We start from the raw sequence: 22,590 nt of genomic DNA, 5'->3' as shown, positions 1-22,590 counted from the left end.
TTACCCCGGTTATTCTCCAACATGCCTGACGATTTGTTGTTTGACCTGCTGAATGGTTAAAAACATGACCAGTTGATGGTCGTTTTTCAGGTGAAATTTGCGCATCAGCGAATGCTTATGGGCAAAAACGGATTTACTGTTTAACGCCAATTTTGTGGCTGTGCTGCCCACCGACTCGCCATTAATAAAGGCGGCAGCCACTCTTTTCTGCTGAGAGGTCAGCGTGCGGTGTTTGCAGCCGTAGCAGTGCGGGTGACGCGATGGATTCGCACTGGCCTGCAACCTGTCCCAGGCGTTTTTTATCGTTTGTCGAATGACGGCTGTTTTCGCTTTGCGATTGATAAATACCCGGTCATTTACGCATAACGGCAGCGGATAAGGGTCGGTAATATCATCATATTCTACCAGGCCAATAATCAGGCCGGGCTTACGATAATATAATTCGGGATAGCAAAGAAACGCTTCCCCGGGTCGCAAGGGCTGAATAATGATATCTGCCTTCGCCACCGTAAATTTATTCAGTTCACGGGAATAACAAGGCGTTTTGCCACCACGCCGAAACAGGTCATTGAGTAAATGGGTCATTCCAGCATAAAACATGGCGTCGTCATCGTTAATGATTATTTGCAGCATAGATAAAACCTATAAATATAAAGATAAGAAACAAAACCCGGTATTTATTGCCAGGTCAGCGTCACAACCACCACGCTGCTCACCGTTCCTGGCGTGACTTTTCCATATTTACTGAAGGCGCGAGCGAGTAAATAAATATTGGCCTGGCGGTTAACAATATCTGTCGTCAGGGTTTTATTATTGCCCAACGGTCCGCCCTGCATATTGCGTAATTGCACAGCGACGTTCTTTGCGGTCCCGCTATTCTGATACGCATCTTCGGGCTGGTTATCATCTGCGGGGCCGTTGAATTGCAGCGTGACCTTCATGGTGCCGGCAGGGCAATTCATGATGCTGAAATTAAACATCACAAAGGGTGAAGCCGAGCCTGGCGTATACATTGACGAGGCGCGTACGCCCTGCGGGCCAAACAAATCGACGGCCTTATTAACGCTATCGCTATCAACCTGGCAGGGGGCTGCCACCACTTTCCCATTCACGTATAGCGTAACGGGATCGATAGCGCAGGCAACGCCTGAAATAAGCCCCAGCACCAGGGCAATTAGCCCAATAATCCACCTACTCATCGGCATCTCTCTTATTGATAGGTAATTTCCAGCGTCGCCGTTGCGTCGGCATCACCGGCTTTGACCACGGGTTTAGTTTGGTAATAACGCGCGGCGATAGGGAAAGTTTCCTGGCCACCGGGCGATTGCTTTAACGCCAGTCGGTTATTAATCCGTAACGGGCTGTCGTTATATAAAAACTGAACGCCCACGCCATCGGCGACAGTGGGGCGTCCTTGTCCGCTTAATGCCAGCACCGTGTCATCTCCCATAGCATCCGGATTCTGCATGCCCTTTAATTCGATATTAATATTCGTGCCGGGATCGCAATTAAGGCCGACATTCTGGGTGTCGGAGCGGCTGGGAATAAATCCGCTTTGTGTGCCAAATTCCGCAGCGCTAATTGTGCCCAGATTAAAACTTAACGACTGGCTGGTAAGAGAACAGCTCAGTACATTTATTGTGGTTTCGCTATCCAGCGAAACATTAATAAAGGGTTGTGATGGATCGCCGAACCATCCGCTAACAATTTGGCCTGCCGTTAATTTACCTGGCGCGATTTTGCCCGTTTTATACAGCACCACCGTATATTCATTTGGATAGGTATAGCGAATGACCCCCGCAGCGGAAGAGGTTATTGACCAGGCCTGTGGAACGTTGACTACCTGAATACCGACACCGCTCAGATTGGTGTTATAGACGCCCGGCATTGACGAAGGCGTTGCGGACAAATAGGTGATATACGCCTGCGCCTCGCAATATTGCCGGTCAGTAGCCGAGAAGGCGGAAACAACGGCGTTACCGGGCGTGGTGAAGCGGCCAATTTCGCGGTTCACTGGCGCATCCCGTTGCACATTAATAGTACCCAACGACACGGTCTGGACGATCGATTGATGAACGGTACAGTCCGCTGTCGCGTTAAACGCGCTAAGGATTGCGCCAGAAAACAGAAATAAATAATAAATTAGGCTGCGCATGGGTATCTCACTATTCAGCAACGCCATTAACGGCAAACTGACTGAAGTTGTATGACTGGACCGATTGCCTGCTGTGCCGGGACGGTAAAATCTGCCGAACAGCGCTGTTTATCTTCACTTCCCCACACCACGTTAAGCGTTCCTGCCAACGGCATACCCGTCAGATACACCTGGCCGTCATCGCCGACAATGGCGCTTTGGGTGTTATTCCCCGCCAGGCTTACCATTGCGCCGAAGGGCACCGGCTGTTGACTGGTGCGTACCAGCGTCAACAGGATCCGTTTACCGACGCTGGCGATGTAATCGGCACGTACCACCGCGCCCCGGGTAGGAATGGCAGTTTGGCTGGTTAACGTCAGCTCCACGTCATCCGGTAGCGAGGCGGTATTCAGACCGATTTCGTTTTTACGATAAGGCGTGACATTGCTGGTTACGCCATAGCCACGAAAATCCGTTTTCACGCTGTTCTGGTTGTTAACGCCGACGCCTGATGCGCCGGGGGCTTTGATTAGCACATTGGTTTCTCCCAGTGGCTGAGAGAAGGTGATGCCGTCCGCGTGGGCAATCATCCCGCCCGCCAGCCCATAATTAATGCGCTGGCTGTTACGGTCATAGCTGTAGCCGGTGTTGACCTGCGCATAGGTGCCTTTATAGTCGCCGTTTGCGCTGCCGGTATAGCCGACGTTATCGGTGCCATAACCCTGCTGGACACTCCAGCTCAACGCGTTGCCTTCCAGCGCAACGCCATTCATTCCGATGCTATGGGTAGTGCCATTATTCTGGCTGCTGTTCAGGCTGTAGTTGGCCCAACTGTGAGCCATAAAACGATCCAGCGGTATGCTGACATTCAGGGAAATTTGCCGATCGGTAGCGTGCGAACTGCTGTACTGGCTCCCGGTATGACCATTTTTACTGAGCGTCCAGGTGATCCCATAGCCGATCCCCTTCCAGGAATTGTTATACCCCGCGCTCAGGGATTGCAGACTGCGAGCTGAATTCCAGTAATCTTCCTTTACCGCGCTCGCCATGAGTGAACCCCACCGACCACCGAGCGACTGGCTAAGTGTGACTTCCATACGGTTACGCCGGCGATTGTTCAGCGCGTTGCTGTTACCCCATGAATCCAATACTTCTTGCATGCCGTAGTAGCCGTTGGTGGAGTAGCGATACCCCGCAATAGCAAAGTTAGTGCCGGTCTGGACAATGTTTTTACTGTAACGGATGCGCCAGGATTGCCCCTGAGTCTGAGATTGCCCTTTCGGGTGTGACGTGGCCTGAATCACATCGGCGGAAATAGCGCCGATCTCTCCCATATTTTTACCCAGACCCGCCGCGTATGACTGGTATTTCGCCGACTGCTGGGTGCCGCCATACAGGGTAAATCCCCACGGCAGACCATAAATCGCGCTGAGCTGCCCAAAAGGCGTTTTCTCGACGCTGCTGTCATAAGAACGGTATTGCCCGCCGCTGAGGGCATACTTCAATCGGCCTTCGCGTTGCAGTACCGGCAGAGAAGCATAGGGAATGGTGTAATTCTGCTCACTGCCATCGGCCTCTTTAACGGTGACGTTAAGATCGCCTGCGCCGCCGGTGGAGTACATATCGGTTATTTCAAATGCCCCAGGAGCGACATAGCTCTGATAGATGATGTAGCCATTCTGACGAATCACCACCTGCGCGTTGGTGCGGGCAATGCCGCGCACCACGGGCGCATAGCCTTTTAGCGAGTCGGGAAGCATGTCATCATCCGAGGCCAGTTGGCCGCCGCGAAACGGCATACTGTCGAACACATCGGACGGGGCAGAACTGTCGCCCAGGGTAAGCTGTGCTTTCAGCGGCACAATGCTGCGTTGCGCATAGCTATACACGTTATCCCATTGATTGCCGCTCTGATTATCGCGCCGCCAGGTGGTGTAATTACGCAGGCGCCACGGCCCCATATTGATGCCGGGCCTGAGGTTAACGTACTGGCTGTCGCTATTACCGCTGGCGTTGTGCGATCGGGTATTTGCGCCGTTCATGCTGTAGTTCAGTAATGCGGCATTAATGCCGTCATCCCACAATTCGGGGGCGACATAACCACGCGCGTGCTGCTCAAGTGCGGCCTGGGGAATGCTCAAATTAAGTTTCTGTCGGGAAAAGACAAACTCGCTGGAAGCCTGGGGGATGGCATTGACCGTTGCGCACTCATCCGCCTTTGCCATCTCCGGGAAAAGCGCGGTTTTAACGCCGTAGCTTTCCAGTAACGCAACGGATAAGCAGGGTGCCAGGGGCTGCTCGGCTGAATTTTCGTTAACTGTTTTAAATTCAACGTCGCGGGTATCAACCCGCTGCCCGTTAAGGAGGATGTCGACATAATAAACGCCAGCCATTTGCCCGCCGGATTCAAAGGCGGATAAATCGACGCCTTTCAGTGCTGGATTATCAATTTCTAACAGCTCAGGGTTGAAATAATCGCGCCCTGACGCCTCACCAAACCAGGAGGCGATACCCAGGGCTAAACCCATAACCAGGTTACGTCGAATGTCATAATAAATAATGGATACTTTCATCCGCGTTTTACCCGATGAGCACTGATTCATTACCGCAGGCTGGCGTTATGCACCTCGCCAATGCCCCCATAGTCATTGATTATTTTGAAATTGAGCGTACTGGAACTTACTCCCGACGGCAGGATAAAGCGCGCTGATGATTGCGGCGCAACGAAAGTGACGTCATCTAATCGCTTACCCGCGACGGTAATTTCATTAAAATTAATGTAATAGGGCGTCGGGTTATTTACCTGAAGGGCGTTATTCACTTTCGACCACTGGAGTTTTTCAGCCTGTTCCTCTGGTGTCTGGGTTAGTGATTCGGGGCGATAAATTAATTTTATTCGGGTCTTAACGGCTATCTGAATCGTATTATCTCGCTTTGCCACAGACGGAATAGACTTGATATTAAGCCAGAATAGAGACTCTTTATCCTCTGGCAAATTGCCGGACCTGATAATGCGCATCTCATTCTGCTGCCCGCTATCCAGACGATACAGCGGCGGCGTAATAATAAACGGCACTTTGGCCGCATTCGGCGTCGGCGTGTCAACCCAGGACTGAATTAAGTAGGCCACTTTGTCGGGATTATTGACGCTCAAAGACGCTTCTTTTTTATTTCCCTGATACACCACCCGCGTACCGCCAATAATAACCCCTGCGTTTGCGCCAGAAACAGCCGTGCTCATCAGCACAAATACCGCTAATGCGCCAGATAACATCTTCATTGGAAACCTCAATACAGGGGCCAGAGACTGGCCCCCATTACAGCATAGAGAATAATTAGTTGTAGTTAACGGTGAAGTTAGCTAATGCATTCGCAGCGCCGGGAACAACGCCGACTAGCGTAGCGCGATAGGCAGCATAGAAATCCAGGTTATTATCCATGGTGCTGCTTAACACATAGTTATAACCATTGGTCTGGTTTAAGCCCAGGGGCGCTTTATCCGCCGTCATCAGTTTAATTGCCACACCGCTGGCGCTAGCTCCTCCGCCGCTAATAGCCAGCAGGGAACTGTCACTGCCATCGTTTGCGCCATCAAACTTAACCTGTGCCGCGTTAACGGAGGCCGGGCAGTTAATTAAGCGAATGGTAAATTTTGTCGGAGCCGCTTCATCGCCAGCATTCTGGAATGTGGTTTTTGCTACCCGCCCCATATCAACGGTCATAGTGTTATCAGCGCCAATATCGACAGTACAGGCTTGATCGAGGATCTCACCCATAAAATTAATCGTGCCGTCTGCCGCATTCGCCGCGGAAATACCGAAAGTCGCCGTTGCAGCAAAGGTAATAGCCAGTAGATTTTTCATAATATTATGTCCTTGTAATAGATGTCTTTTATAAAAGTAAAACGAGCTTCCGATTAAGATCGGTTATAGATTTATGATATGGGTGAAGCTATGTAACAGCTGTAAATAAGGTCTCTGGAAACAATAGACTTGTGTCCTTATGGCATGGCATTAGTAAATAAATACAATGCGTCTACTGCAAACAATCATGGCTCGTTTTCTTTCAAGTCGATTCTGTTATAAATGCACCTATTATCTCAAGTGATGTTTTGGTGTAATTTTACACTAATTCATTCATTCACTAATTATATGGGGGTGATTCATAATTGATCCATCGCAATATGATACTAAACAGTGAGAGGGAGGCGTTAACGCTATGCCTGAGACTAAAAACACAGTGCAATCAAACATGTATGAAGCACTGGCTTATAAACCGGCACCTCATATCGAGAAGCTTATTGACTGCCTTTTGCCACATGCTAACCTTTTCAGAACAAATGCAAAACAAATTATTAACTATGAAACGTATCATTCTCGGCAATGTTTTCTATTATTGGAAGGAACCGTTGCACTCTTTCGCAGTCGTGATTGTTTTATGCTGAATTCAGAATCGGCTCCTTATGTCTTTGGATTAAGTAACCAAAATGCCGATGCTAATTATTTGCATATGCAAACGCTGGAAGACTCTCTTATTGCAAGTATTCCGCTATGCGAGGCTAACCGTATTATTGCTGAACATAATCTCTGGCAGAGCCTCGCGAAGGTATTGATTTATACCGCAGGGCGGATATACGAACATTGCACACGTATTTATGCGCCCTCCTCTTACGATATTATCCGCTCACAATTGTATGAATTGATGGAGGAATCTACAGAAATAAGACTGAGCATTACGGCGGCAAACTATATACAAACGCGCACCTTTCTCTCTCGCAGTAGCATTATGAAAATCTTAGCCGATCTCAGAAAGGGCGGTTATATCACGACCCGGCGCGGCGTGCTGATGGATATTCCTCAACGGATACCCTTGAAGTACTAAAATTTTTAACCTGCTACAGGTAAGACTGCGCAATTATGCGTATGCTAAAACCATCGACATAACGGGTTTGCGAATAAACGCGATGAACAGCGATGATCCTGTTTCCCTGATGAAATTACCCTCTCCCTGGGCGGCGCAGTTACTTGACGAATTGACTCAGGATGAGGACTTTATGACCTGGCCGAAAGGCAGCAAATTACCGTTTCACCAGAAGGGTGAACCGGTGTGCCATTTTGTCCGGCTGGGCACGCTGACGCTGGAACGCAGCGACGATTCGCTTTTAATGGGCACCGTGAGCGCACCGCTGGCGCTGGGGTGGATGGGCGCGATTTCCTCTCGCATCATTATGCGGGCTAAAGAACCCTGCGAAGTCGCAACCCTGGCCCGAACACAGATCATGCAGCGGGTTGACGAAAAGCAGCTCTGGGATCGGGTGGCGAAACATATGCTGCATATCACCAATAAACTGTTTATCTACAATGAAATCCTCACCGCGCCGACGACCTATGAGCTGGTCTGCTATCAGTTAATGAGCCTGATGGAAGAGCCTGCCTCGGTCCGCAATAGCACTGCGGCTTATCAGTACATCCTCGATCGCACCCGCCTGTCCCGCAGCAGCGTGATGAAAATGCTCGCTGAGCTGAAAAAAGGCGGATACATCCGGCTTGAACAGGGAAAGCTGGTGGTCATTAATTCGCTGCCCGCCGGGTTCTAGGTCCCTACATCTTCACCGGGTTTCGGCATTTTTGTCGACACCTGCCGACATGCCATTAATTCCTCCTTGTGATCGATACCCTGCGTGAATGCCATGATCTTTGAACCTGGACAAAGCAACGCGCTGATGGCGGGTAATAAAATACCCGCGCCACGGTAACGGGAATTCGCTTTACGCCTCCTCTGCTTCTGGCGCAGTTATTGCTTTATCTGTGTCGGAAATAATAAGGAGGCGCTATGCATGAACTCACGCTTTGCCAGCGGGCCCTGGAATTAATCGAACAGCAAGCCGTCCGGCACAATGCCCGTAAAGTCACGGCGGTGTGGTTAAAAATCGGCGCGTTCTCGTGCGTAGAGCGCAGCGCGCTGGAGTTTTGTTTTGATCTTATCTGCCGGGATAGCCTGGCAGAAGGCTGCGAACTGCACATTGAGCAGCAAGATGCCGAGTGTTGGTGCCCTGAATGCCAGCAATACGTCACGCTGCTGTCCCAGCGCGTGCGGCAATGCCCGCATTGCGGCTGCGATCAATTAAACATCGTTGCCGACGAAGGTTTGCAGATAAAACGAATGGAAATCGCTCAGGAGTAAATTATGTGTACCACATGCGGTTGCGCCGAAGGCAACCTTTATATTGAAGGTGACGAGCGCAACCCGCACTCCGCCTTTCGCAGCGCGCCTTTTGCACCGGCTGCGCGTCCTAAGATGCACATCAACGCTATCCGTACCCAGGATTTCAGCCCCAGCGAAAGCGGGCAGGGCGATCTGCATTACGGCCACGGCGAAGCCGGTACCCACGCACCGGGCATGAGCCAGCGGCGGATGCTGGAAATCGAAATCGACGTGCTGGATAAAAACAACCAGCTTGCCATTCGCAACCGCGCCCGTTTCGCGGCCCGCGAGCAACTGGTGCTGAACCTGGTGTCCAGTCCCGGCTCCGGTAAAACCACCTTACTGACTGAAACCCTGAAACGCCTGCATGGCACGGTGCCATGCGCGGTTATCGAAGGCGACCAGCAAACCGTGAATGACGCCGAGCGCATCCGCGCTACCGGCACGCCAGCGATTCAGGTGAATACGGGTAAAGGTTGCCACCTTGATGCGCAAATGATCCATGACGCCATGCAGCGCCTGCCGCTGGATAATAACGGCATCCTGTTTATCGAAAACGTCGGCAACCTGGTGTGCCCGGCCAGCTTCGACCTGGGCGAGCGCCATAAAGTCGCGGTGCTGTCGGTGACCGAAGGGGAAGACAAGCCGCTTAAATATCCGCATATGTTCGCTGCCGCCTCGGTCATGTTGCTGAACAAAGTCGATTTACTGCCGTATCTCACCTTCGATCTCGATGCCTGCCTCGCCAGCGCCCGGGCGGTGAATCCGGATATCGAAATCATGCTGGTTTCCGCCACCACGGGTGAGGGCATGGATGCCTGGCTCGCCTGGCTGGAGGCGCAACGATGTGCATAGGCATCCCCGGCCAGATCCGAGAAATCGGCCCCGGTAACAGTGGGCTGATTGACGTGAGCGGCGCCAGGCGTGACGTGGATTTAACCCTGGTGGGCACCCACGATGAACACGGCAATTCACGTGTCGGCCAGTGGGTATTAGTCCATGTTGGCTTTGCCATGAGCGTGATTGACGAGCAGGAAGCCAGGGAAACCCTGGAAGCGCTGCACAATATGTATGAAGTCGAGCCCGACGTGGGCGTGTTGTTGTTCCCGGAGGAGCATCGCTGATGCGTTATGTCGATGAGTACCGCGATCCCGAGCGTGTGATGGCGCTGATTGAAGTATTAAAAGCCCGTGCCCCGTTGTTACCCTATGACGCACAGCGCCCGCTGCGGATTATGGAAGTGTGCGGTGGCCACACTCACGCCATCTTCAAGTTCGGCCTCGATCAACTGCTGCCGGACAATATCGAGTTTATCCACGGCCCCGGCTGCCCGGTGTGCGTACTGCCGATGGGGCGTATTGATAGCTGTCTGGAGATCGCCAGCCATCCTGACGTGATTTTCTGTACCTTTGGCGACGCCATGCGCGTACCGGGTAAAAACGGCTCGCTGATGGATGCCAAAGCGCGCGGTGCGGACGTGCGGATTATCTACTCCCCGCTGGATGCCTTAAAACTGGCCGAAGCTAACCCGGATCGCAAAGTGGTGTTCTTCGGGTTGGGTTTTGAAACCACCATGCCCACTACCGCCATCACTCTACAGCAGGCGAAGCGGCGTAATCTGAATAATTTCTTCTTCTTCTGCCAGCACATCACCCTGATCCCTACCTTGCGCAGCCTGCTGGAACAGCCGGACAACGGTATCGATTCGTTCCTCGCGCCGGGGCACGTCAGCATGGTGATTGGCACGGCGGCGTATCATTTTATCGCCGATGAATTCCAGCGCCCGCTGGTGGTCGCGGGGTTTGAACCTATTGATTTGCTACAGGGCGTGTTGATGCTGGTGGAGCAAAAAATCGCCCGGCACAGCCTGGTGGAAAACCAGTACAAACGCGTGGTGCCGGATGCTGGTAGCCTGGCGGCGCAACAGGCCATTGATGAGGTATTTTGCGTACAGGGCGATAGCGAATGGCGCGGGCTGGGCGTGATTGAGGATTCCGGCGTGCGGCTCACCGCCCGCTATGCCCATTTCGACGCCGAGCGGCACTTTCAGCTTACACCGCAGCAGGTGTACGACGATCCGCGCGCCCGCTGTGGCGATGTGCTGACCGGGCGCTGCAAACCCGCCCAGTGCCCGCTGTTTGGCGAGCACTGCAACCCGCAAAATGCCTTTGGTGCCCTGATGGTGTCATCGGAAGGCGCTTGCGCCGCCTGGTATCAATATCGTTCCACGGAGTGTGAAGTATGAAGAGCGTTACCCTTGCCCACGGCAACGGCGGTCAGGCGATGCAGCAGTTAATCAACCAACTGTTTATGCAGGCGTTTTCTAATCCTTTACTCAGCATTCAGGAAGACCAGGCGCGGATCCCGCTGGCGGAACTCACCGCACGAGGCGACAGGCTGGCGTTTTCTACCGACAGCTACGTTATCGATCCGCTGTTCTTTCCCGGCGGCAACATCGGCAAGCTGGCAGTGTGCGGCACGGCGAACGACGTTGCGGTCAGCGGAGCCATTCCGCGCTGGCTCTCGTGCGGATTTATCCTTGAAGAAGGCCTGTCGATGGAGATGCTGGAGCAGGTGGTCAACAGCATGGCGGCCACCGCTCACGCTGAAGGGATGACCATCGTCACCGGCGACACCAAAGTGGTGCCGCGCGGCGCGGCGGATAAATTATTTATCAACACGGCGGGCATTGGCGCAATTCCGCAGGACATTCACTGGGCGGCGCAAACTATCCGTGCCGGAGATATGCTGATCGTCACCGGTACTTTAGGGGATCATGGCGCAACCATTCTCAATTTGCGTGAGCAACTGGGGATCGACGGCGCGCTGGAGAGCGACTGCGCGGTGCTGACGCCGCTGATTCAGGCCATTCGCCACCTGCCGGGGATTAAGGCGATGCGCGATGCCACGCGCGGCGGCGTGAACGCCGTGGCGCATGAATTCGCCGCCAGCAGCGGTTGCGGCATCGAACTTAACGAACGCGATTTGCCGGTCAAACAGGCTGTTCGGGGACTCTGCGAGTTGCTGGGACTCGAGGCAGTGAATTTCGCTAACGAAGGCAAACTGGTCATAGCCGTTGAACGCGACGCCGCCCCGGCGATTATCGAGGTGCTGCGCCAGCATCCGCTGGGACGTGACGCCACGCTGATTGGCGAAGTAGTCGAGCGCAAAGGCGTACGGCTCACCGGGCTGTATGGCGTCAAGCGGACGCTGGAGCTGCCGTTTTCTGAACCTTTGCCGCGAATTTGTTAATCAATCGCGGAATCTCTCTTTGTGGACAGTCTGTTTTGTAGAGCGGAAAAAGTGCGGGCGTAAGATGGCGCCGGCGCTTGAGGCTTTTTGCCTCATTAATGCAGGGTAGTGAGGTGTTGTTGTGAGGCAGAAAGAAGAAAGCCCCGAAGGTCATTTTTCAATTAACCAACGAGGCTATCCTATGCACCAACAACATCAGGATAGCCTCTTACCGCCGCAAGGCAAGGAGAGGAAAGCGATGAAACAGCCGCGAAATGCCCTGATTTGGTGTGTATTTTTGGTGTGTTTAACGCTATTGATATTCACCTGGCAGCCCTTTTTCTTGCAGATAGCCTCAAGTTGTTGAAGCGGTATTTCGTCCACTGCCTGATATATAAGAATGGTAAATGTTTTCAGGTCGTTAAGAGAGAACTGATAACAAAAAAATTTCAAAAGGATTATTGCTACGTCACATTTTGATGACTACGTTTATCAGGGTTTGGCGCTCATCATCACAATTTTGAGGCCGTTAACAATGATACAGGAATGGAAATGCACAGCTCAGCAACAGAAAACCAGATAAATGTCTACTTTGGCAAAAACGCGCAAGCATATGAGGCTGAAACAAAACTCATTGCAGATCTCACGCGGGAGCTGCGTACTCAGAGAGGAGTGGTACAGAGTAAAGATCTCATCCTTACCCTGATTCAACAGATCGAATGTGAGAAGGATGTCCTAAAGCTGGATATCTATCGCAATGCGCTGGAGATGATTGTCCAGGCAACGCCGGACAATATTTAAACGGCGCGGATAATCGGAGACGATGCCTTTGGCGTCACTGCAAGGGCATTTTTTGACTGTTCAATCTCTGAGCATTTTTAGCTTCAGGAACTGGCGGGCTGACACGAGCACTGCCTTTTGACGCGCATTTGTCGACATAATGTCCTGGGCGTGAAGTACTTGTAAAAGATTTCGCGCCGTAATAGCAAAATTATGCTGCACGAGATAATTCGACGCTTTGCCTATAGCCTGGTGTATTTCATCGGGTCGTACTTGCTCATCTTCGTTCAATGAATCTCCTGATGCTTCAATGGTGAATATCTTCCAGGCCAGTAGGCCAGATCAAATTCACATTTAGCATTGTGTGGAAACATGCCGGAGCAAGTCTGATTAGAAGGGGGAGTCATCTGATCTTTAGTCAGGATCAGACGCGTGGGACCTTAGTGTTTAATCGTTTCAGTGTGGTTAAGTAAGCTTTTAAGAAGAGAGTCTCTTTCTGTTCTATAAACAGGGCGCTTCGCTGTTATCGGCTGGCTGCGGAACTTATGAATACCGCCAATTGCGGTTCTGTAAGCGGCCTGTCTTACGCTATCCGTTTCATTGCTCAGGCCTTCCTGTAATTTTGCAATGAGTTCATCGAAAGATACTGCTTTATCGTCTTGCAGAAGCTCAATTACCGCTTCACCTATAACAGTATCGACAAGCGTGTCGTTATCATTTTTGAACATTTAGCCTCTCGCATCGATGACGTCGTCATGCACAATTCATCATCATTATGCATGGATGAAATGTATTTGCACATCTTTCATATGAAAAGCCAGCGCAGACGAGGCGTTTATTCTGAACTTGCCCGGAAGATTAATCCCAGAACCTGATGCAAATGCGCTTCCATTTGCGGGGTAGTGGCGGTGTCGATTCGGGAAATAAGAGTGAGACAAATGTTATATTTACTGACGGTTTTGCGGGTACGCAACAGTTCCATCACTATCTCACCGAGAATTTGTTCACTCGACGGTAACTCACTGTGTGAAAAGGAAATATCTGAGGAAAAGCGGCTTCCACTACTGTCTTTCATCGCACTCTCATTCAGGTCGTGTCATACATAATCAGTTGGCCAGATGTGTCGGCATGTTAAGGCATTACCGAATGAGCAACACGCTTAGCGGCGCAATAATATATGTAAGTTATAAATAGTAAAGCATACATAATCTTAATTAATGTATCAGGCTGAACTTTTCAAACATTGCGCACGGTCATGCATCAGGCTGACTCGCATAGCCGAGGTTTCCTGTTTGCATAAAAAAGATAATTGTTAGAGTCTTGTTAACTAACGATTATTCAGCCAGGCCTGAAACCCTATGTCGATTGCGCCGTTGCCCCCGTTGAATACCCTGATTGCGTTTGAAGCCACCGTGCGGCTCGGCAGTTTTACCCGCGCTGGCGAAGAGCTGAGCCTCACGCAAAGCGCCGTCAGCCGCCAGATTGCCCAACTGGAGGCCGCGCTGGGCCGCACGCTGCTTATCCGGCGTCGCCACGGCCTGGAGCTGACCACGGCGGGCGAGCGCTATCTGCATCAGATCCGTCACTTCCTCGAAGAGTGTGCCGACGCTACCGCCCAGGTGATGAAAAACGCCGGGGAAAACGAAATAACCCTGGCCTGCTCATCGGGCATCGCCCAGTTCTGGCTACCGTTGCGCCTGAGCGAATTTCGCCGCCAGCATCCGGAAATCAAGATCAATTTAATTATGCGCGACGGCGTTACCCGGCTGACGTCATTCGAATTTGATCTGGGGGTGTACTATCTGCGACAGGAAAACCTTATTAATTTCGATACGGTGAAACTGTTCGATGAAGAGATGTTCCCGGTCTGTTCGCCGCGCTACCTGGCTGGCCGCCCGTTGTTCACGCCGGAAACGCTGAAGCAGGAAACGCTGCTGGTGCTGGAAGACGCCCAGCATCAGTGGATTGGCTGGCCGGAATGGTTCGACATCAACGGCACCGCCAGCCCGCCATTTCGCCAGACCTTGCGCGTCAACCACTATCCGCCGCTGATTGAAATGGCCTGTCTCGGCAATGGCGTAGCGCTTGCGTGGCGTCACATCATTGACAGCGTAATCGCCAGCGGACGGTTGGTGAAAGCGTCAAACTTTTCAGTCAGTAAAGGCGGCGGTTTTTTCCTGATTACTTCCCAGCATCGCCATGAAAACCGCGCCACGCGGCTGTTTAAGCGGTGGTTGCTGGATGACGTTGCACAAAATCTCAACGCCTGATGCGGCGCTTTTTTAACCCGTGTCATGATCGCTGCGCATGGTGGCATGCGTGTTTTTCATTTACGAATTTTAACTAAACATTGTAAATCTTTTAACCAATTCGTAATCAAGAAGTAACACAACGCCATCATAACCGACCCTGTCGCAGGAGCGTGACCCTTATGACAACGCAGCACACGCCGTTACTGTTTATCAATGCCACCCTGGTGGACGGCATTTCCGACACCGCCCTGAAAAACCATCAACTGCTGGTTGAAGAGGGCAAAATCAGCCAGATTTCCGCCGGTTCCATCGATGCGCCTTCCGCCACCGTGGTGGATTTAAAGGGCAAAACCCTGATGCCGGGCCTGATCGACTGCCACGTCCACGTTATCGCCAGTTCCGCCAACCTGGGCCAGAACGCCATGCTGCCGGATTCGTTAGTGACCGCCCGCGCCGGGAAAATCATGCAGGGCATGTTGAACCGCGGCTTCACCACCGTGCGCGATGTCGGCGGCGCGGATTATGGTCTGAAGCAGGCGCTGGAAGAGGGTTTGCTCAGCGGGCCGCATTTAACCATATGCGGGAAGGCGCTGTCGCAAACCGGCGGCCATACCGACTATCGCGGTCGCTATGACGCACGCGATGCCGACTTTTACGCTAAAAAGCTCGGCGCGCTGGGGCGTATCTGTAACGGCGTGGATGACGTGCGCCGCGCGGTGCGTGAAGAGATCAAAGCCGGTGCCGAGTTTATTAAAGTGATGGCGAACGGCGGCGTCTCCTCTCCGAGTGATCCGATTGATTTCCTGAGCTTTTCGGTGTCTGAACTGGAAGCCATCGTTGAAGAGGCCAGCAACGCCCAAACCTACGTCAGCGCCCATCTGTATACCGATGAGGCCATTCGCCGCGCCGTTAATGCGGGCGTCCACTCGCTTGAGCATTGCAACCTGATCACCCCGGAAACCGCCCAACTTGCCGCCAGTAAAGGCGCAATGGCCTGCCCGACGCTGGTGACCTATGAAATGCTGAAAAATGAAGGCGAGAAATACGGTTTGCAGCCGGACTCGATCGCCAAAATTGACGACGTGCGCCTGAGCGGCCTCGACAGCCTGAAAATCATGTACGAAGCCGGTTTGCCGATGGCGTACGGCTCGGATCTGCTGGGCGATATGCATGTCCACCAGTCGGAAGAGTTTGTGATCCGTAACCGCGTGTTGCCTGCTGCGGAAGTGATCCGCAGCGCCACCTCTGTCGCCGCCCGCCTGCTGCGCAAAGAGGGTGAAATTGGCAGCCTGACGCCGGGCGCGTGGGCCGATCTGATCGTGGTAAACGGCAACCCGCTGGACGACATCAGTCTCCTCACCGGGCAGGGCAAGCATATTCCGCTGATCCTTCAGCAGGGCAAACCAGTGAAAAACGCGGGCTTCTTGCCAGTGGACTAATTCCCAAACACACACGACTACGCGGCATCCGTGCCAACACAGCAATTTTTAAGATGAGAATGCGCTTATGTCACTGTTACATCGTCTCGACCGGCTCCCGTTGAGCCGTCCGCATTACATGTTGTTGTTGATAGGTGGACTGGGATACACCTTTGATGGCATGGACGTCGCCATTATCGCTTTTTTACTGCCCGCGCTGCGCGATGTCTGGTCGCTGAGCGGGGCCGAACTGGGCCTGGTTGGCTCCGCCACGCCGATTGGCGTGTTGATTGGCGCGCTGCTGGCGGGCTACGTGGGGGACCGTTTTGGTCGTAAGACGGTGATGTGCTGGGCGCTGGCGATTTACTGCGTAATGACGCTGGTCGCGGCGTTTTCGCCCAACTTTACGGTATTCGTTATCGCCCGCGTGCTGGCTGGCGTCGGGACCGGGGCCGAAAGCGTCATTATCGCGCCATTCTTAAGCGAGTTTATCCCGCCGAAAAAACGCGGCTGGTTTATTGGCTCACTGGCCGGTTTCTTCTCGTTCGGCTTCGTGGGGGCCGCGCTGCTGGGCCGTTTTGTGGTGCCGGAGTTCGAAGATGGCTGGCGTTATGCGCAAGTCATTACCGCATTGCCCATCCTGATGCTGCTGTGGTGGCGTCGTAGCCTGCCGGAATCCCCGCGCTTCCTGCTGGGCAAAGGCCGCACCGACGAAGCGCGCGTGATTGTCGAAACGCTGGAAAGCCAGGTGATCGCCGCTACCGGCAAACCGCTGCCGCCGGTGGATGCGCCGCGTGAGGTAGAGCCGACGGTGGCACCTGCGCCATCGCCCGGCCTGCTCAAAAGCCTGGTGATTATGTTCGGGCAACCGATGCGCCGCCAGACCACGGTGATTTGGGCGATTTGGTTTGTGGTGACATTCTGCTACTACGGATTTTTCGCCTGGATACCGTCACTCTTAGTCGAACGTGGATTTACCGTGACCCGCAGTTTTGAGTTTTCGATCATTATTTATATTGCGCAAATACCGGGGTATTTCTCTGCTGCCGTTTGTTCCGACTGGCTCGATCGCAAACGCACCATCGCGCTGTATCTGGTGGGCAGCACGATCAGCGCCTGGTGTCTGAGCCAGGCTGACAGCGCCGGGGCGATTGTCGCTGCGGCGGCGGTTCTGTCATTCTTCCTGAATGGCTGTTATGCCGGGCTGTATGCCTATACGCCGGAGAGTTTCCCTACCGCCATTCGCGCTACGGGCTGTGGTTTCGCCAGCGCCTTTGGCCGCGTCGGCAGCATTATGGCACCGTCGATTATCGGGGTGTTCTCTGCGTCGCTGGGTTTCGCCGGGGTGTTTACGATGACGACGTCAGTGCTCGCGGCGGGGGTTGTGGTGTTGCTGGCGTGGGGGGTGAATACGAAGGGGTATTCGCTGGAGGCGATTACGCCGGAGAAGGGCGGCGACGCCGTGAAAGGGGAGGGGAATGCCAGGGAGGCCTGGCGGACTCGATAGAGGATGCTGCTGGCAGGAGGCTGGGCTGTGATTAGTAAAGTGGAATTGTTCCGTTCGCATTGGCTTTCGTGTCAATATTTGGCACCGGAGTACGCGAGCGTCCCTGACACGTTCGCCGTCACTGAAGCCGCATAGATGAACGTAGTCTGAGCGAACGGAACCCTTCCATCTTACAAAAAAACGGAACCTCACCCTTTATTTCGCTTCAGCGCTAAGCCACTTAATCCCGCTTTCCGGCGAGGTCAGCACCGGCACCGGCGGCTCCGGCAGTTGCTGCAATACCCGCGCCATCGACGCCTGCGCCAGCATCACCACATCGCTGGTGGCGAACGCCTGCTTCAGCCCTTCTGCAACGATGACGTCGTGCGTCGCCATATCGCCCGCCAGCAGCGCGGTAAACGCCTCCGACATCAGCAACGGTGTAATTTCCGGCGATTTACCCGCTTCGGCGGCTTTACGCTTCACATAGGCCAGCGTCGGTTCCAGCGTGGTGCCAACGGTTGCCAGCACCGCCAGACGCCCGCCTTTCGCAATCGCGGCATCCACCATGGCGCAATCGATGCGTGCCAGCCGTAGCGGCGTCATAAACTGGCATTGCTCCACCGCGCCGCCAATCGAGGAACAGGCGGTCATAAAAATCTCGCACCCGGCTTTTTCCGCCACCTGAATATACCCGGCGATGCGTGCGCTGATATCCGGCGTCACGCCGCCGTTTTTCATCACCTGTTTGATCATCGACTCTTCAATAATGTGCATCACGTCCGCATCCGGCATGATGTCGCCAATCAATTGTTGCATCATCGCAAGCGTCGCGGAACTGGTGTGGAACAGGGCTACCTTTTTCATGCCGGGATCTCCTCATTGAGAAAGTGGGCGACGGCCTGCGCCGCTTCGTGATCTTCTTTAGCGGACAGGCCGCCAATGGCCACTGCGCCGATGCAGCGGCTGCCGTCGGATATCGGAATCCCCCCCGGCAGCGCCGTGAAAAGCGGGTCGCCAAAGTAGCCGATATCCAGCTGTTCGGTTTGCAGGCGCTGTAAAAACGCCTGGGTGGTGCAGCCCAGACGGCTGCTGGTGCGGGCTTTGCGCTGCGTCAGTTCGATAGTCAGCAGTTTCGCACCGTCCATGCGGGCGAAGGCCAGCAAATCGCCGTTGGCATCGCTTACCGCCACGCTGAGCGGGCGCTGCGCGTAAGTTTCCTGCGCCAGCTGTAAGGCGTAGTCCACCGCCTGGCGCGCCTGTTGTAAGGTCAGAGTTTTCATGGTTTTCCCTATAAGGTCTGTTCAGAAGAGTAAGGTTTATCCACCGCCGCGCTGCTCTGGGCGGCAGACTTTGCGGCGCGGGCGTCTTTTTTACGCCAGTAGTTGGCGAGCAGCGAGCCGCTGACGTTGCCAAGCGGTGTCATGACCGCCGAGGCCAGGCCCACCGTCGCCAGTTTGCCCATCGCCGCCGCGAGGCCGGAAGCCATGCCGCCGTTTTGCAGGCCAACTTCAAAGGCCACGGTGCGGGCGGATTGCACATCCATGCGGAAAATGAAGCGGCTCATCAGATAACCGATAGTGAAACCCCCCAGGTTGTGCAGCAGCATGGCGACGCAGAGCAAAATACCCACCTGCATCAGGTTGTCGCGTCCGGCAGCGGCGGCCGTGGTGGTGAAGAAAATAATCCCGATCATCGACACCTTCGGCATGTAACTCTGGATTTTCGGTTTCTGCTGGGTCAGCCAGTTGTAGAACAGGCTCCAGATAATCCCGCCCGCGAAGAAGTTCGCCACCACGGCAAACATCTGCGCATCCGCTGACGCGCCTTCAAACAGGCTGTTCCAGCCGCCGAACACCATAAACAGCAGCCAGCAGGCGCTGATCGCCGCCAACCCTTGCACGATGCGCCGTCCGCGCAGTGAGGCATAGCTTCTCAGGTAATCGTTGAGGATCGCCGCGCCAATCGGGATCAGCACGATTTTAATGACGTCCATGATCATCGACATCAGCTTGATATCAATCAGCGAACCCGCCAGCAGGTTGACCCACAGCGGCGTCATAATGGTGGCGGCGAGCGTCGACACCGCGCAGATGGAGACCGCCAGCGCCAGATTGGCATTGGCGATATACACCATCACCGTAGAGGACAATCCGCTCGGACAGGCACCGATCAGCAGAATGCCCACCGCCACTTCCGGCGGGAAATCAAACATAATGGTCAGCGCAAAGCCGAGCAGCGGCATGATCAGGAAATGGCAGAAGGTGCCGACAAAGACCGCCCAGGGCATTTTGGCGACGTCGATAAAATCCTGGATGGTCAACTTGGTGCCCATACTGAACATGGTGGCCTGGATAACCAGGAACACGATCCATTTGTGGGTGATATTAAAGCCGCCCCAGATAATCAGTTCGCTGGCGTACACCATCGCGGCGACAAACCCGGCGATGATCCACAGCGTAAACTGGTAGCTGCGTAGCGCAGGCCAGAATCCCGCACCGATGGCAAAACCCGTTACCCCTAAAACCAGGCCGCCATGCCAGATATTAGTGGCCTGCATAAGCGCGCCGACCACGGCAATAAGCGCGCCAGCGGCGCTGGCCGCAAGGCCAGCTTTATAGACTGCTGCGTTGATGGTCATTGTGATGCCTCCCGGAGGCGTTGAGTATTATTATTAGTGAAATTAACGATGTCGAATATTCAGCAGTTTGCGGGCGTATTCCGGCGTCGCAACCTCTTTATCCTGGCTGCGGATCAGCGCGGCGAGTTTTTCCACCAGTAATACATTTCGGGTAACGGTTTCGCTGGCATTAATATAATAACTGTCTTCAAAGCCAATTCGGACTTCGCAGGCTCCCATGCCCACGGCGGCGGCAATTAAGCCAAAATCGCGGCGGCCAAAATGGGTAATCCCCCATAATGCGTCGCGCGGGATCATGCTGCGCATGGCAATTAATGCGTCAATGGTGGCGGGAGTGCTACCGCGATGGCCTAACACAATATTAAACAGCATCGGCTGGCTGAAATTAATTTTCTCCTGAAGCGCCAGGATATTATTAATCATGCCGATTTCGAATACTTCAAACTCGGGAATAATACCGCGCTCGACAATATGGCGTGAGCAATATTCCACATCCGGCGTCGGGTTAAAGTAGACGTTATCGCCAAGGTTTACCGAGCCGACGTTTAGCGAGGCCATTTCAACGCCCCGGCAGGCCAGCGGCGCGCAGCGTTCGGCAATCGTCATTTGCGATACGCCGCCGGTTGAAGCCTGAATAATCAGGTCAGACTGCGCCATAACTGGCGCGATAGTCTGTTCAAAGTAGTGGGTGTCGGGGGTGAGTTTTCCCTGCGGGTCGCGCACATGGAGATGCACAATAGCGGCACCGGCCTCCACGCAGGCTAAAATCTCATTCGCCACTTCATTGGGTTCTACTCGGGGGCAATCCGCGGCGACGGGCGCCAGCGAAATAATCACGCGATCGGACATAATTAGTTCCTCAGGGTCAGAGTATTTTTTTATTTATACGGCGCCAGCCAGTGAATATCGGCACCTGGCGGTGTTAATGGCTGATATTCACAACCCACCCAGCCGTGATAGTTCATATTATCGATTTGCGAAAAAATCCAGTTATCATTTAGTTCGCCGGTTCCCGGCTCATTACGTCCGGGCGAGGAAGCAACCTGGTAATGACGGGTGATCGGTAAATAACGCTGAATATGGGTAATAATATTACCGTGCAATTTCTGGCAGTGATAAATATCGAACTGTAAACCGATATTTTCACACCCGACATCGTGAATGATTTTTTCCGCAAGCGGAAAGCTATTCACAAAATAGCCCGGCATATCTTCTTTATTTAACGGCTCAATTAAAACGCTGATATTTTTTTCCGCCAGTAAATTGGCTGCCTGGCGTAACCGTTGAATCAATAATTGGTACTGCTGCTGTTCACTTAGGCTATTCACCCGATGGCCCGCCATTACGTGTACCTGTCGGCAGCCGAGGGCGCTGGCGTATTCGCGGGCTAACAGGATCGCGTCGATAAACGCCTCATCGCAGTCCGGTTGCGCCGCCAGCCCACGAGCGCCGCGTTCCCAGTCACCCGGCGGCGCGTTGATTAACACCACCGGCAGGCCGCTTTGCTGCTGCGCCGTGCAGAGTTCAGCGAGCGGCACTGCATACGGAAACAGGCACTCCACGCCGGTAAACCCTGCTGCGCGGGCGCGGGCGAAGCGCTCCACAAACGGCAGTTCGGTGAACAGCCAACTGATATTCGCGGCGAACTTAGGCATGGTTTTGCTCCCGTTCGGTGGACACCAGATGCAGCTTGAGGTTTTGCGCCGCCAGCGTCTGGCGCGCATCATCCGGCAGCGCCGTGTCGCAAATAATGTCGGTCAACTGCGACAGCGCGCAGATATGGAACATGGCATATTTGCCGAATTTGCTGCTGTCCGACACCAGAACCCGCCGTTTCGACACCTGCAACACCCTCTCTTTCACCGACGCCTTGCCTTCATCCGGCGTCGACATCCCGCGTTCCAGATCCCATGAGGACGAACTGATAAACGCCACGTCGATATTGATGGTGCTGAGAAAACTGGCGGCGCTTTTTCCGAGGCACGAACGGTTGCGTTTTTCTACCAGGCCGCCAGTGTGGTACAGGGTGATGTGCGGCATATCCATCAGATAATGGCTGATGGAGAAATCGTTGGTTACCACCGTCAGGTTAAAACAGTTGCTGGCCGCCACCGCTTTGGCGACTTCAAAAATCGAGGTGCCCGCGTCGAGATAAAGGGTCTGGCCCGGCTCAATCAGCATCGCCGCCAGTTCGCCCATTTTGCGCTTCACTTCATGGTTGAGTTCGGCTTTTTCGCGCCATGGCAGCTCCAGCTTGAGTAAATTATTCAGCTTGATGCCGCCGTTGATCAGCACCACTTTGCCTTCTTCTTCCAGCGCCAGGATGTCGCGGCGCACGGTCATGTGCGACACGTTCAGCAACTCCGCCAGCTCGTTAAAAGAGGCGACGTTTTTTTCATGCACATAGCGATAGATAAAATCGCGTCGTTGTTCCGGGATCATTA

The 22,590-nt window shown here is 53.7% G+C and carries 26 protein-coding genes and 1 pseudogene; 12 read left to right on the top strand and 15 right to left on the bottom strand.

Features of this window, described 5'->3' with window-relative positions; translation table 11 throughout:
* Window positions 1-9: 9 nt before the first annotated feature.
* Genes RT120_RS04230 through RT120_RS04205 form a run of 6 tightly spaced genes read right to left on the bottom strand, consistent with a single transcriptional unit; the run spans window position 10 to window position 5,997 of the window.
* Complete coding sequence (locus RT120_RS04230) at window positions 10-633, bottom strand: LuxR C-terminal-related transcriptional regulator (protein WP_312979836.1); 624 nt, start codon at window positions 631-633, stop codon at window positions 10-12.
* A 44-nt stretch (window positions 634-677) separates the two neighbouring features.
* Complete coding sequence (locus RT120_RS04225; RefSeq protein ID WP_312979833.1) at window positions 678-1,199, bottom strand: fimbrial protein; 522 nt, start codon at window positions 1,197-1,199, stop codon at window positions 678-680.
* Between the two features lie 11 nt (window positions 1,200-1,210).
* A complete protein-coding gene (locus tag RT120_RS04220; protein WP_312979830.1) occupies window positions 1,211-2,155 on the bottom strand; it encodes a fimbrial protein in 945 nt (314 codons plus the stop codon).
* A gap of 26 nt (window positions 2,156-2,181) precedes the next feature.
* Window positions 2,182-4,707: a fimbria/pilus outer membrane usher protein gene (locus RT120_RS04215; RefSeq protein ID WP_312979827.1), complete on the bottom strand. Its 2,526-nt coding sequence runs from the start codon at window positions 4,705-4,707 to the stop codon at window positions 2,182-2,184.
* Between the two features lie 29 nt (window positions 4,708-4,736).
* Window positions 4,737-5,414, bottom strand: coding sequence for a molecular chaperone (locus RT120_RS04210; protein ID WP_312979824.1), 678 nt, complete (start codon window positions 5,412-5,414; stop codon window positions 4,737-4,739).
* Window positions 5,415-5,469: 55 nt separating this feature from the next.
* Window positions 5,470-5,997: a fimbrial protein gene (locus tag RT120_RS04205; RefSeq protein ID WP_312979821.1), complete on the bottom strand. Its 528-nt coding sequence runs from the start codon at window positions 5,995-5,997 to the stop codon at window positions 5,470-5,472.
* A 355-nt stretch (window positions 5,998-6,352) separates the two neighbouring features.
* Between RT120_RS04205 and RT120_RS04200 the strand changes: the two genes are divergently transcribed.
* The 9 genes and pseudogenes from RT120_RS04200 (at window position 6,353) to RT120_RS04165 (ending at window position 12,370) form a co-directional block, all read left to right on the top strand.
* Complete coding sequence (locus tag RT120_RS04200; protein ID WP_312979819.1) at window positions 6,353-7,015, top strand: helix-turn-helix domain-containing protein; 663 nt, start codon at window positions 6,353-6,355, stop codon at window positions 7,013-7,015.
* A gap of 109 nt (window positions 7,016-7,124) precedes the next feature.
* A complete protein-coding gene (locus RT120_RS04195; RefSeq protein ID WP_312979817.1) occupies window positions 7,125-7,730 on the top strand; it encodes a helix-turn-helix domain-containing protein in 606 nt (201 codons plus the stop codon).
* Between the two features lie 236 nt (window positions 7,731-7,966).
* Window positions 7,967-8,317 (top strand): hydrogenase maturation nickel metallochaperone HypA, encoded by a 351-nt coding sequence (gene hypA, locus RT120_RS04190; protein WP_312979814.1) that lies wholly within the window; start codon window positions 7,967-7,969, stop codon window positions 8,315-8,317.
* A 3-nt stretch (window positions 8,318-8,320) separates the two neighbouring features.
* Window positions 8,321-9,193: a hydrogenase nickel incorporation protein HypB gene (hypB, locus tag RT120_RS04185; RefSeq protein ID WP_312979811.1), complete on the top strand. Its 873-nt coding sequence runs from the start codon at window positions 8,321-8,323 to the stop codon at window positions 9,191-9,193.
* A complete protein-coding gene (locus tag RT120_RS04180) occupies window positions 9,184-9,462 on the top strand; it encodes a HypC/HybG/HupF family hydrogenase formation chaperone (RefSeq protein ID WP_312979808.1) in 279 nt (92 codons plus the stop codon). Before hypB ends, RT120_RS04180 begins: the two co-directional genes overlap by 10 nt.
* A complete protein-coding gene (gene hypD / locus RT120_RS04175) occupies window positions 9,462-10,583 on the top strand; it encodes a hydrogenase formation protein HypD (RefSeq protein WP_312979805.1) in 1,122 nt (373 codons plus the stop codon). Before RT120_RS04180 ends, hypD begins: the two co-directional genes overlap by 1 nt.
* Window positions 10,580-11,590, top strand: coding sequence for a hydrogenase expression/formation protein HypE (hypE, locus tag RT120_RS04170; RefSeq protein WP_312979802.1), 1,011 nt, complete (start codon window positions 10,580-10,582; stop codon window positions 11,588-11,590). Before hypD ends, hypE begins: the two co-directional genes overlap by 4 nt.
* 255 nt (window positions 11,591-11,845) lie before the next feature.
* A pseudogene (locus RT120_RS21740) lies at window positions 11,846-12,049 on the top strand (hypothetical protein); the annotation flags it as partial.
* A gap of 72 nt (window positions 12,050-12,121) precedes the next feature.
* Window positions 12,122-12,370 carry a biofilm development regulator YmgB/AriR family protein gene (locus RT120_RS04165; protein WP_312979799.1) on the top strand — a complete coding sequence of 83 codons (249 nt, stop codon included), beginning with the start codon at window positions 12,122-12,124 and terminating at the stop codon, window positions 12,368-12,370.
* A gap of 60 nt (window positions 12,371-12,430) precedes the next feature.
* Here the strand turns inward: RT120_RS04165 and RT120_RS04160 are convergent, their stop codons facing one another.
* From RT120_RS04160 to RT120_RS04150, 3 genes are all read right to left on the bottom strand, one after another.
* Window positions 12,431-12,640, bottom strand: coding sequence for a hypothetical protein (locus RT120_RS04160; protein WP_312979796.1), 210 nt, complete (start codon window positions 12,638-12,640; stop codon window positions 12,431-12,433).
* 149 nt (window positions 12,641-12,789) lie between these two features.
* Complete coding sequence (locus tag RT120_RS04155) at window positions 12,790-13,077, bottom strand: biofilm development regulator YmgB/AriR family protein (protein ID WP_312979794.1); 288 nt, start codon at window positions 13,075-13,077, stop codon at window positions 12,790-12,792.
* A gap of 107 nt (window positions 13,078-13,184) precedes the next feature.
* Window positions 13,185-13,424, bottom strand: a complete 240-nt coding sequence (locus tag RT120_RS04150) for a hypothetical protein (protein ID WP_312979791.1) — start codon at window positions 13,422-13,424, stop codon at window positions 13,185-13,187.
* 283 nt (window positions 13,425-13,707) lie between these two features.
* On the opposite strand from RT120_RS04150, the gene RT120_RS04145 reads away from it, so the two are divergent.
* From RT120_RS04145 to RT120_RS04135, 3 genes are all read left to right on the top strand, one after another.
* The gene (locus tag RT120_RS04145) at window positions 13,708-14,619 is read left to right on the top strand and encodes a LysR substrate-binding domain-containing protein (RefSeq protein WP_312979788.1); all 912 of its coding nucleotides are present in this window, start codon (window positions 13,708-13,710) and stop codon (window positions 14,617-14,619) included.
* Between the two features lie 161 nt (window positions 14,620-14,780).
* Window positions 14,781-16,040 carry an amidohydrolase family protein gene (locus RT120_RS04140; RefSeq protein WP_312979785.1) on the top strand — a complete coding sequence of 420 codons (1,260 nt, stop codon included), beginning with the start codon at window positions 14,781-14,783 and terminating at the stop codon, window positions 16,038-16,040.
* Window positions 16,041-16,107: 67 nt separating this feature from the next.
* The gene (locus RT120_RS04135) at window positions 16,108-17,526 is read left to right on the top strand and encodes an MFS transporter (protein ID WP_312979782.1); all 1,419 of its coding nucleotides are present in this window, start codon (window positions 16,108-16,110) and stop codon (window positions 17,524-17,526) included.
* A 195-nt stretch (window positions 17,527-17,721) separates the two neighbouring features.
* Here RT120_RS04135 and RT120_RS04130 read toward each other — a convergent pair whose 3' ends face one another.
* From RT120_RS04130 to RT120_RS04105, 6 genes are read right to left on the bottom strand one after another with little or no spacing between them, the layout of a single operon-like run.
* Window positions 17,722-18,372 (bottom strand): aspartate/glutamate racemase family protein, encoded by a 651-nt coding sequence (locus RT120_RS04130; RefSeq protein ID WP_312979780.1) that lies wholly within the window; start codon window positions 18,370-18,372, stop codon window positions 17,722-17,724.
* The gene (locus tag RT120_RS04125; RefSeq protein WP_312979778.1) at window positions 18,369-18,788 is read right to left on the bottom strand and encodes a heme-binding protein; all 420 of its coding nucleotides are present in this window, start codon (window positions 18,786-18,788) and stop codon (window positions 18,369-18,371) included. Before RT120_RS04125 ends, RT120_RS04130 begins: the two co-directional genes overlap by 4 nt.
* 8 nt (window positions 18,789-18,796) lie before the next feature.
* Window positions 18,797-20,146 carry a bile acid:sodium symporter family protein gene (locus RT120_RS04120; protein WP_312979775.1) on the bottom strand — a complete coding sequence of 450 codons (1,350 nt, stop codon included), beginning with the start codon at window positions 20,144-20,146 and terminating at the stop codon, window positions 18,797-18,799.
* A 42-nt stretch (window positions 20,147-20,188) separates the two neighbouring features.
* A complete protein-coding gene (locus RT120_RS04115) occupies window positions 20,189-20,995 on the bottom strand; it encodes a 3-keto-5-aminohexanoate cleavage protein (RefSeq protein ID WP_312979772.1) in 807 nt (268 codons plus the stop codon).
* 29 nt (window positions 20,996-21,024) lie between these two features.
* Entirely contained in the window at window positions 21,025-21,801 is a 777-nt protein-coding gene (locus RT120_RS04110; RefSeq protein ID WP_312979769.1) for a hydroxypyruvate isomerase family protein, read from the bottom strand.
* The gene (locus RT120_RS04105) at window positions 21,794-22,588 is read right to left on the bottom strand and encodes a DeoR/GlpR family DNA-binding transcription regulator (protein WP_312979768.1); all 795 of its coding nucleotides are present in this window, start codon (window positions 22,586-22,588) and stop codon (window positions 21,794-21,796) included. The genes RT120_RS04110 and RT120_RS04105 overlap by 8 nt, the downstream gene beginning before the upstream one ends.
* Between the last annotated feature and the right edge of the window lie 2 nt (window positions 22,589-22,590).

The sequence above is a fragment of the Atlantibacter sp. genome (genome assembly GCF_032062175.1).
GTDB lineage: Bacteria > Pseudomonadota > Gammaproteobacteria > Enterobacterales > Enterobacteriaceae > Atlantibacter.
This window is presented reverse-complemented; position numbering and strand designations above follow the sequence as displayed.

Bases quoted from the DNA above. Each gene is read 5' to 3' on its own strand.
- RT120_RS04230 (WP_312979836.1), bottom strand. From the start codon at position 633: ATGCTGCAAATAATCATTAACGATGACGACGCCATGTTTTATGCTGGA.
- RT120_RS04225 (WP_312979833.1), bottom strand. From the start codon at position 1,199: ATGAGTAGGTGGATTATTGGGCTAATTGCCCTGGTGCTGGGGCTTATT.
- RT120_RS04220 (WP_312979830.1), bottom strand. From the start codon at position 2,155: ATGCGCAGCCTAATTTATTATTTATTTCTGTTTTCTGGCGCAATCCTT.
- RT120_RS04215 (WP_312979827.1), bottom strand. From the start codon at position 4,707: ATGAAAGTATCCATTATTTATTATGACATTCGACGTAACCTGGTTATG.
- RT120_RS04210 (WP_312979824.1), bottom strand. From the start codon at position 5,414: ATGAAGATGTTATCTGGCGCATTAGCGGTATTTGTGCTGATGAGCACG.
- RT120_RS04205 (WP_312979821.1), bottom strand. From the start codon at position 5,997: ATGAAAAATCTACTGGCTATTACCTTTGCTGCAACGGCGACTTTCGGT.
- RT120_RS04200 (WP_312979819.1), top strand. From the start codon at position 6,353: ATGCCTGAGACTAAAAACACAGTGCAATCAAACATGTATGAAGCACTG.
- RT120_RS04195 (WP_312979817.1), top strand. From the start codon at position 7,125: ATGAAATTACCCTCTCCCTGGGCGGCGCAGTTACTTGACGAATTGACT.
- hypA (WP_312979814.1), top strand. From the start codon at position 7,967: ATGCATGAACTCACGCTTTGCCAGCGGGCCCTGGAATTAATCGAACAG.
- hypB (WP_312979811.1), top strand. From the start codon at position 8,321: ATGTGTACCACATGCGGTTGCGCCGAAGGCAACCTTTATATTGAAGGT.
- RT120_RS04180 (WP_312979808.1), top strand. From the start codon at position 9,184: ATGTGCATAGGCATCCCCGGCCAGATCCGAGAAATCGGCCCCGGTAAC.
- hypD (WP_312979805.1), top strand. From the start codon at position 9,462: ATGCGTTATGTCGATGAGTACCGCGATCCCGAGCGTGTGATGGCGCTG.
- hypE (WP_312979802.1), top strand. From the start codon at position 10,580: ATGAAGAGCGTTACCCTTGCCCACGGCAACGGCGGTCAGGCGATGCAG.
- RT120_RS04165 (WP_312979799.1), top strand. From the start codon at position 12,122: ATGCACAGCTCAGCAACAGAAAACCAGATAAATGTCTACTTTGGCAAA.
- RT120_RS04155 (WP_312979794.1), bottom strand. From the start codon at position 13,077: ATGTTCAAAAATGATAACGACACGCTTGTCGATACTGTTATAGGTGAA.
- RT120_RS04150 (WP_312979791.1), bottom strand. From the start codon at position 13,424: ATGAAAGACAGTAGTGGAAGCCGCTTTTCCTCAGATATTTCCTTTTCA.
- RT120_RS04145 (WP_312979788.1), top strand. From the start codon at position 13,708: ATGTCGATTGCGCCGTTGCCCCCGTTGAATACCCTGATTGCGTTTGAA.
- RT120_RS04140 (WP_312979785.1), top strand. From the start codon at position 14,781: ATGACAACGCAGCACACGCCGTTACTGTTTATCAATGCCACCCTGGTG.
- RT120_RS04135 (WP_312979782.1), top strand. From the start codon at position 16,108: ATGTCACTGTTACATCGTCTCGACCGGCTCCCGTTGAGCCGTCCGCAT.
- RT120_RS04130 (WP_312979780.1), bottom strand. From the start codon at position 18,372: ATGAAAAAGGTAGCCCTGTTCCACACCAGTTCCGCGACGCTTGCGATG.
- RT120_RS04125 (WP_312979778.1), bottom strand. From the start codon at position 18,788: ATGAAAACTCTGACCTTACAACAGGCGCGCCAGGCGGTGGACTACGCC.
- RT120_RS04120 (WP_312979775.1), bottom strand. From the start codon at position 20,146: ATGACCATCAACGCAGCAGTCTATAAAGCTGGCCTTGCGGCCAGCGCC.
- RT120_RS04115 (WP_312979772.1), bottom strand. From the start codon at position 20,995: ATGTCCGATCGCGTGATTATTTCGCTGGCGCCCGTCGCCGCGGATTGC.
- RT120_RS04110 (WP_312979769.1), bottom strand. From the start codon at position 21,801: ATGCCTAAGTTCGCCGCGAATATCAGTTGGCTGTTCACCGAACTGCCG.
- RT120_RS04105 (WP_312979768.1), bottom strand. From the start codon at position 22,588: ATGATCCCGGAACAACGACGCGATTTTATCTATCGCTATGTGCATGAA.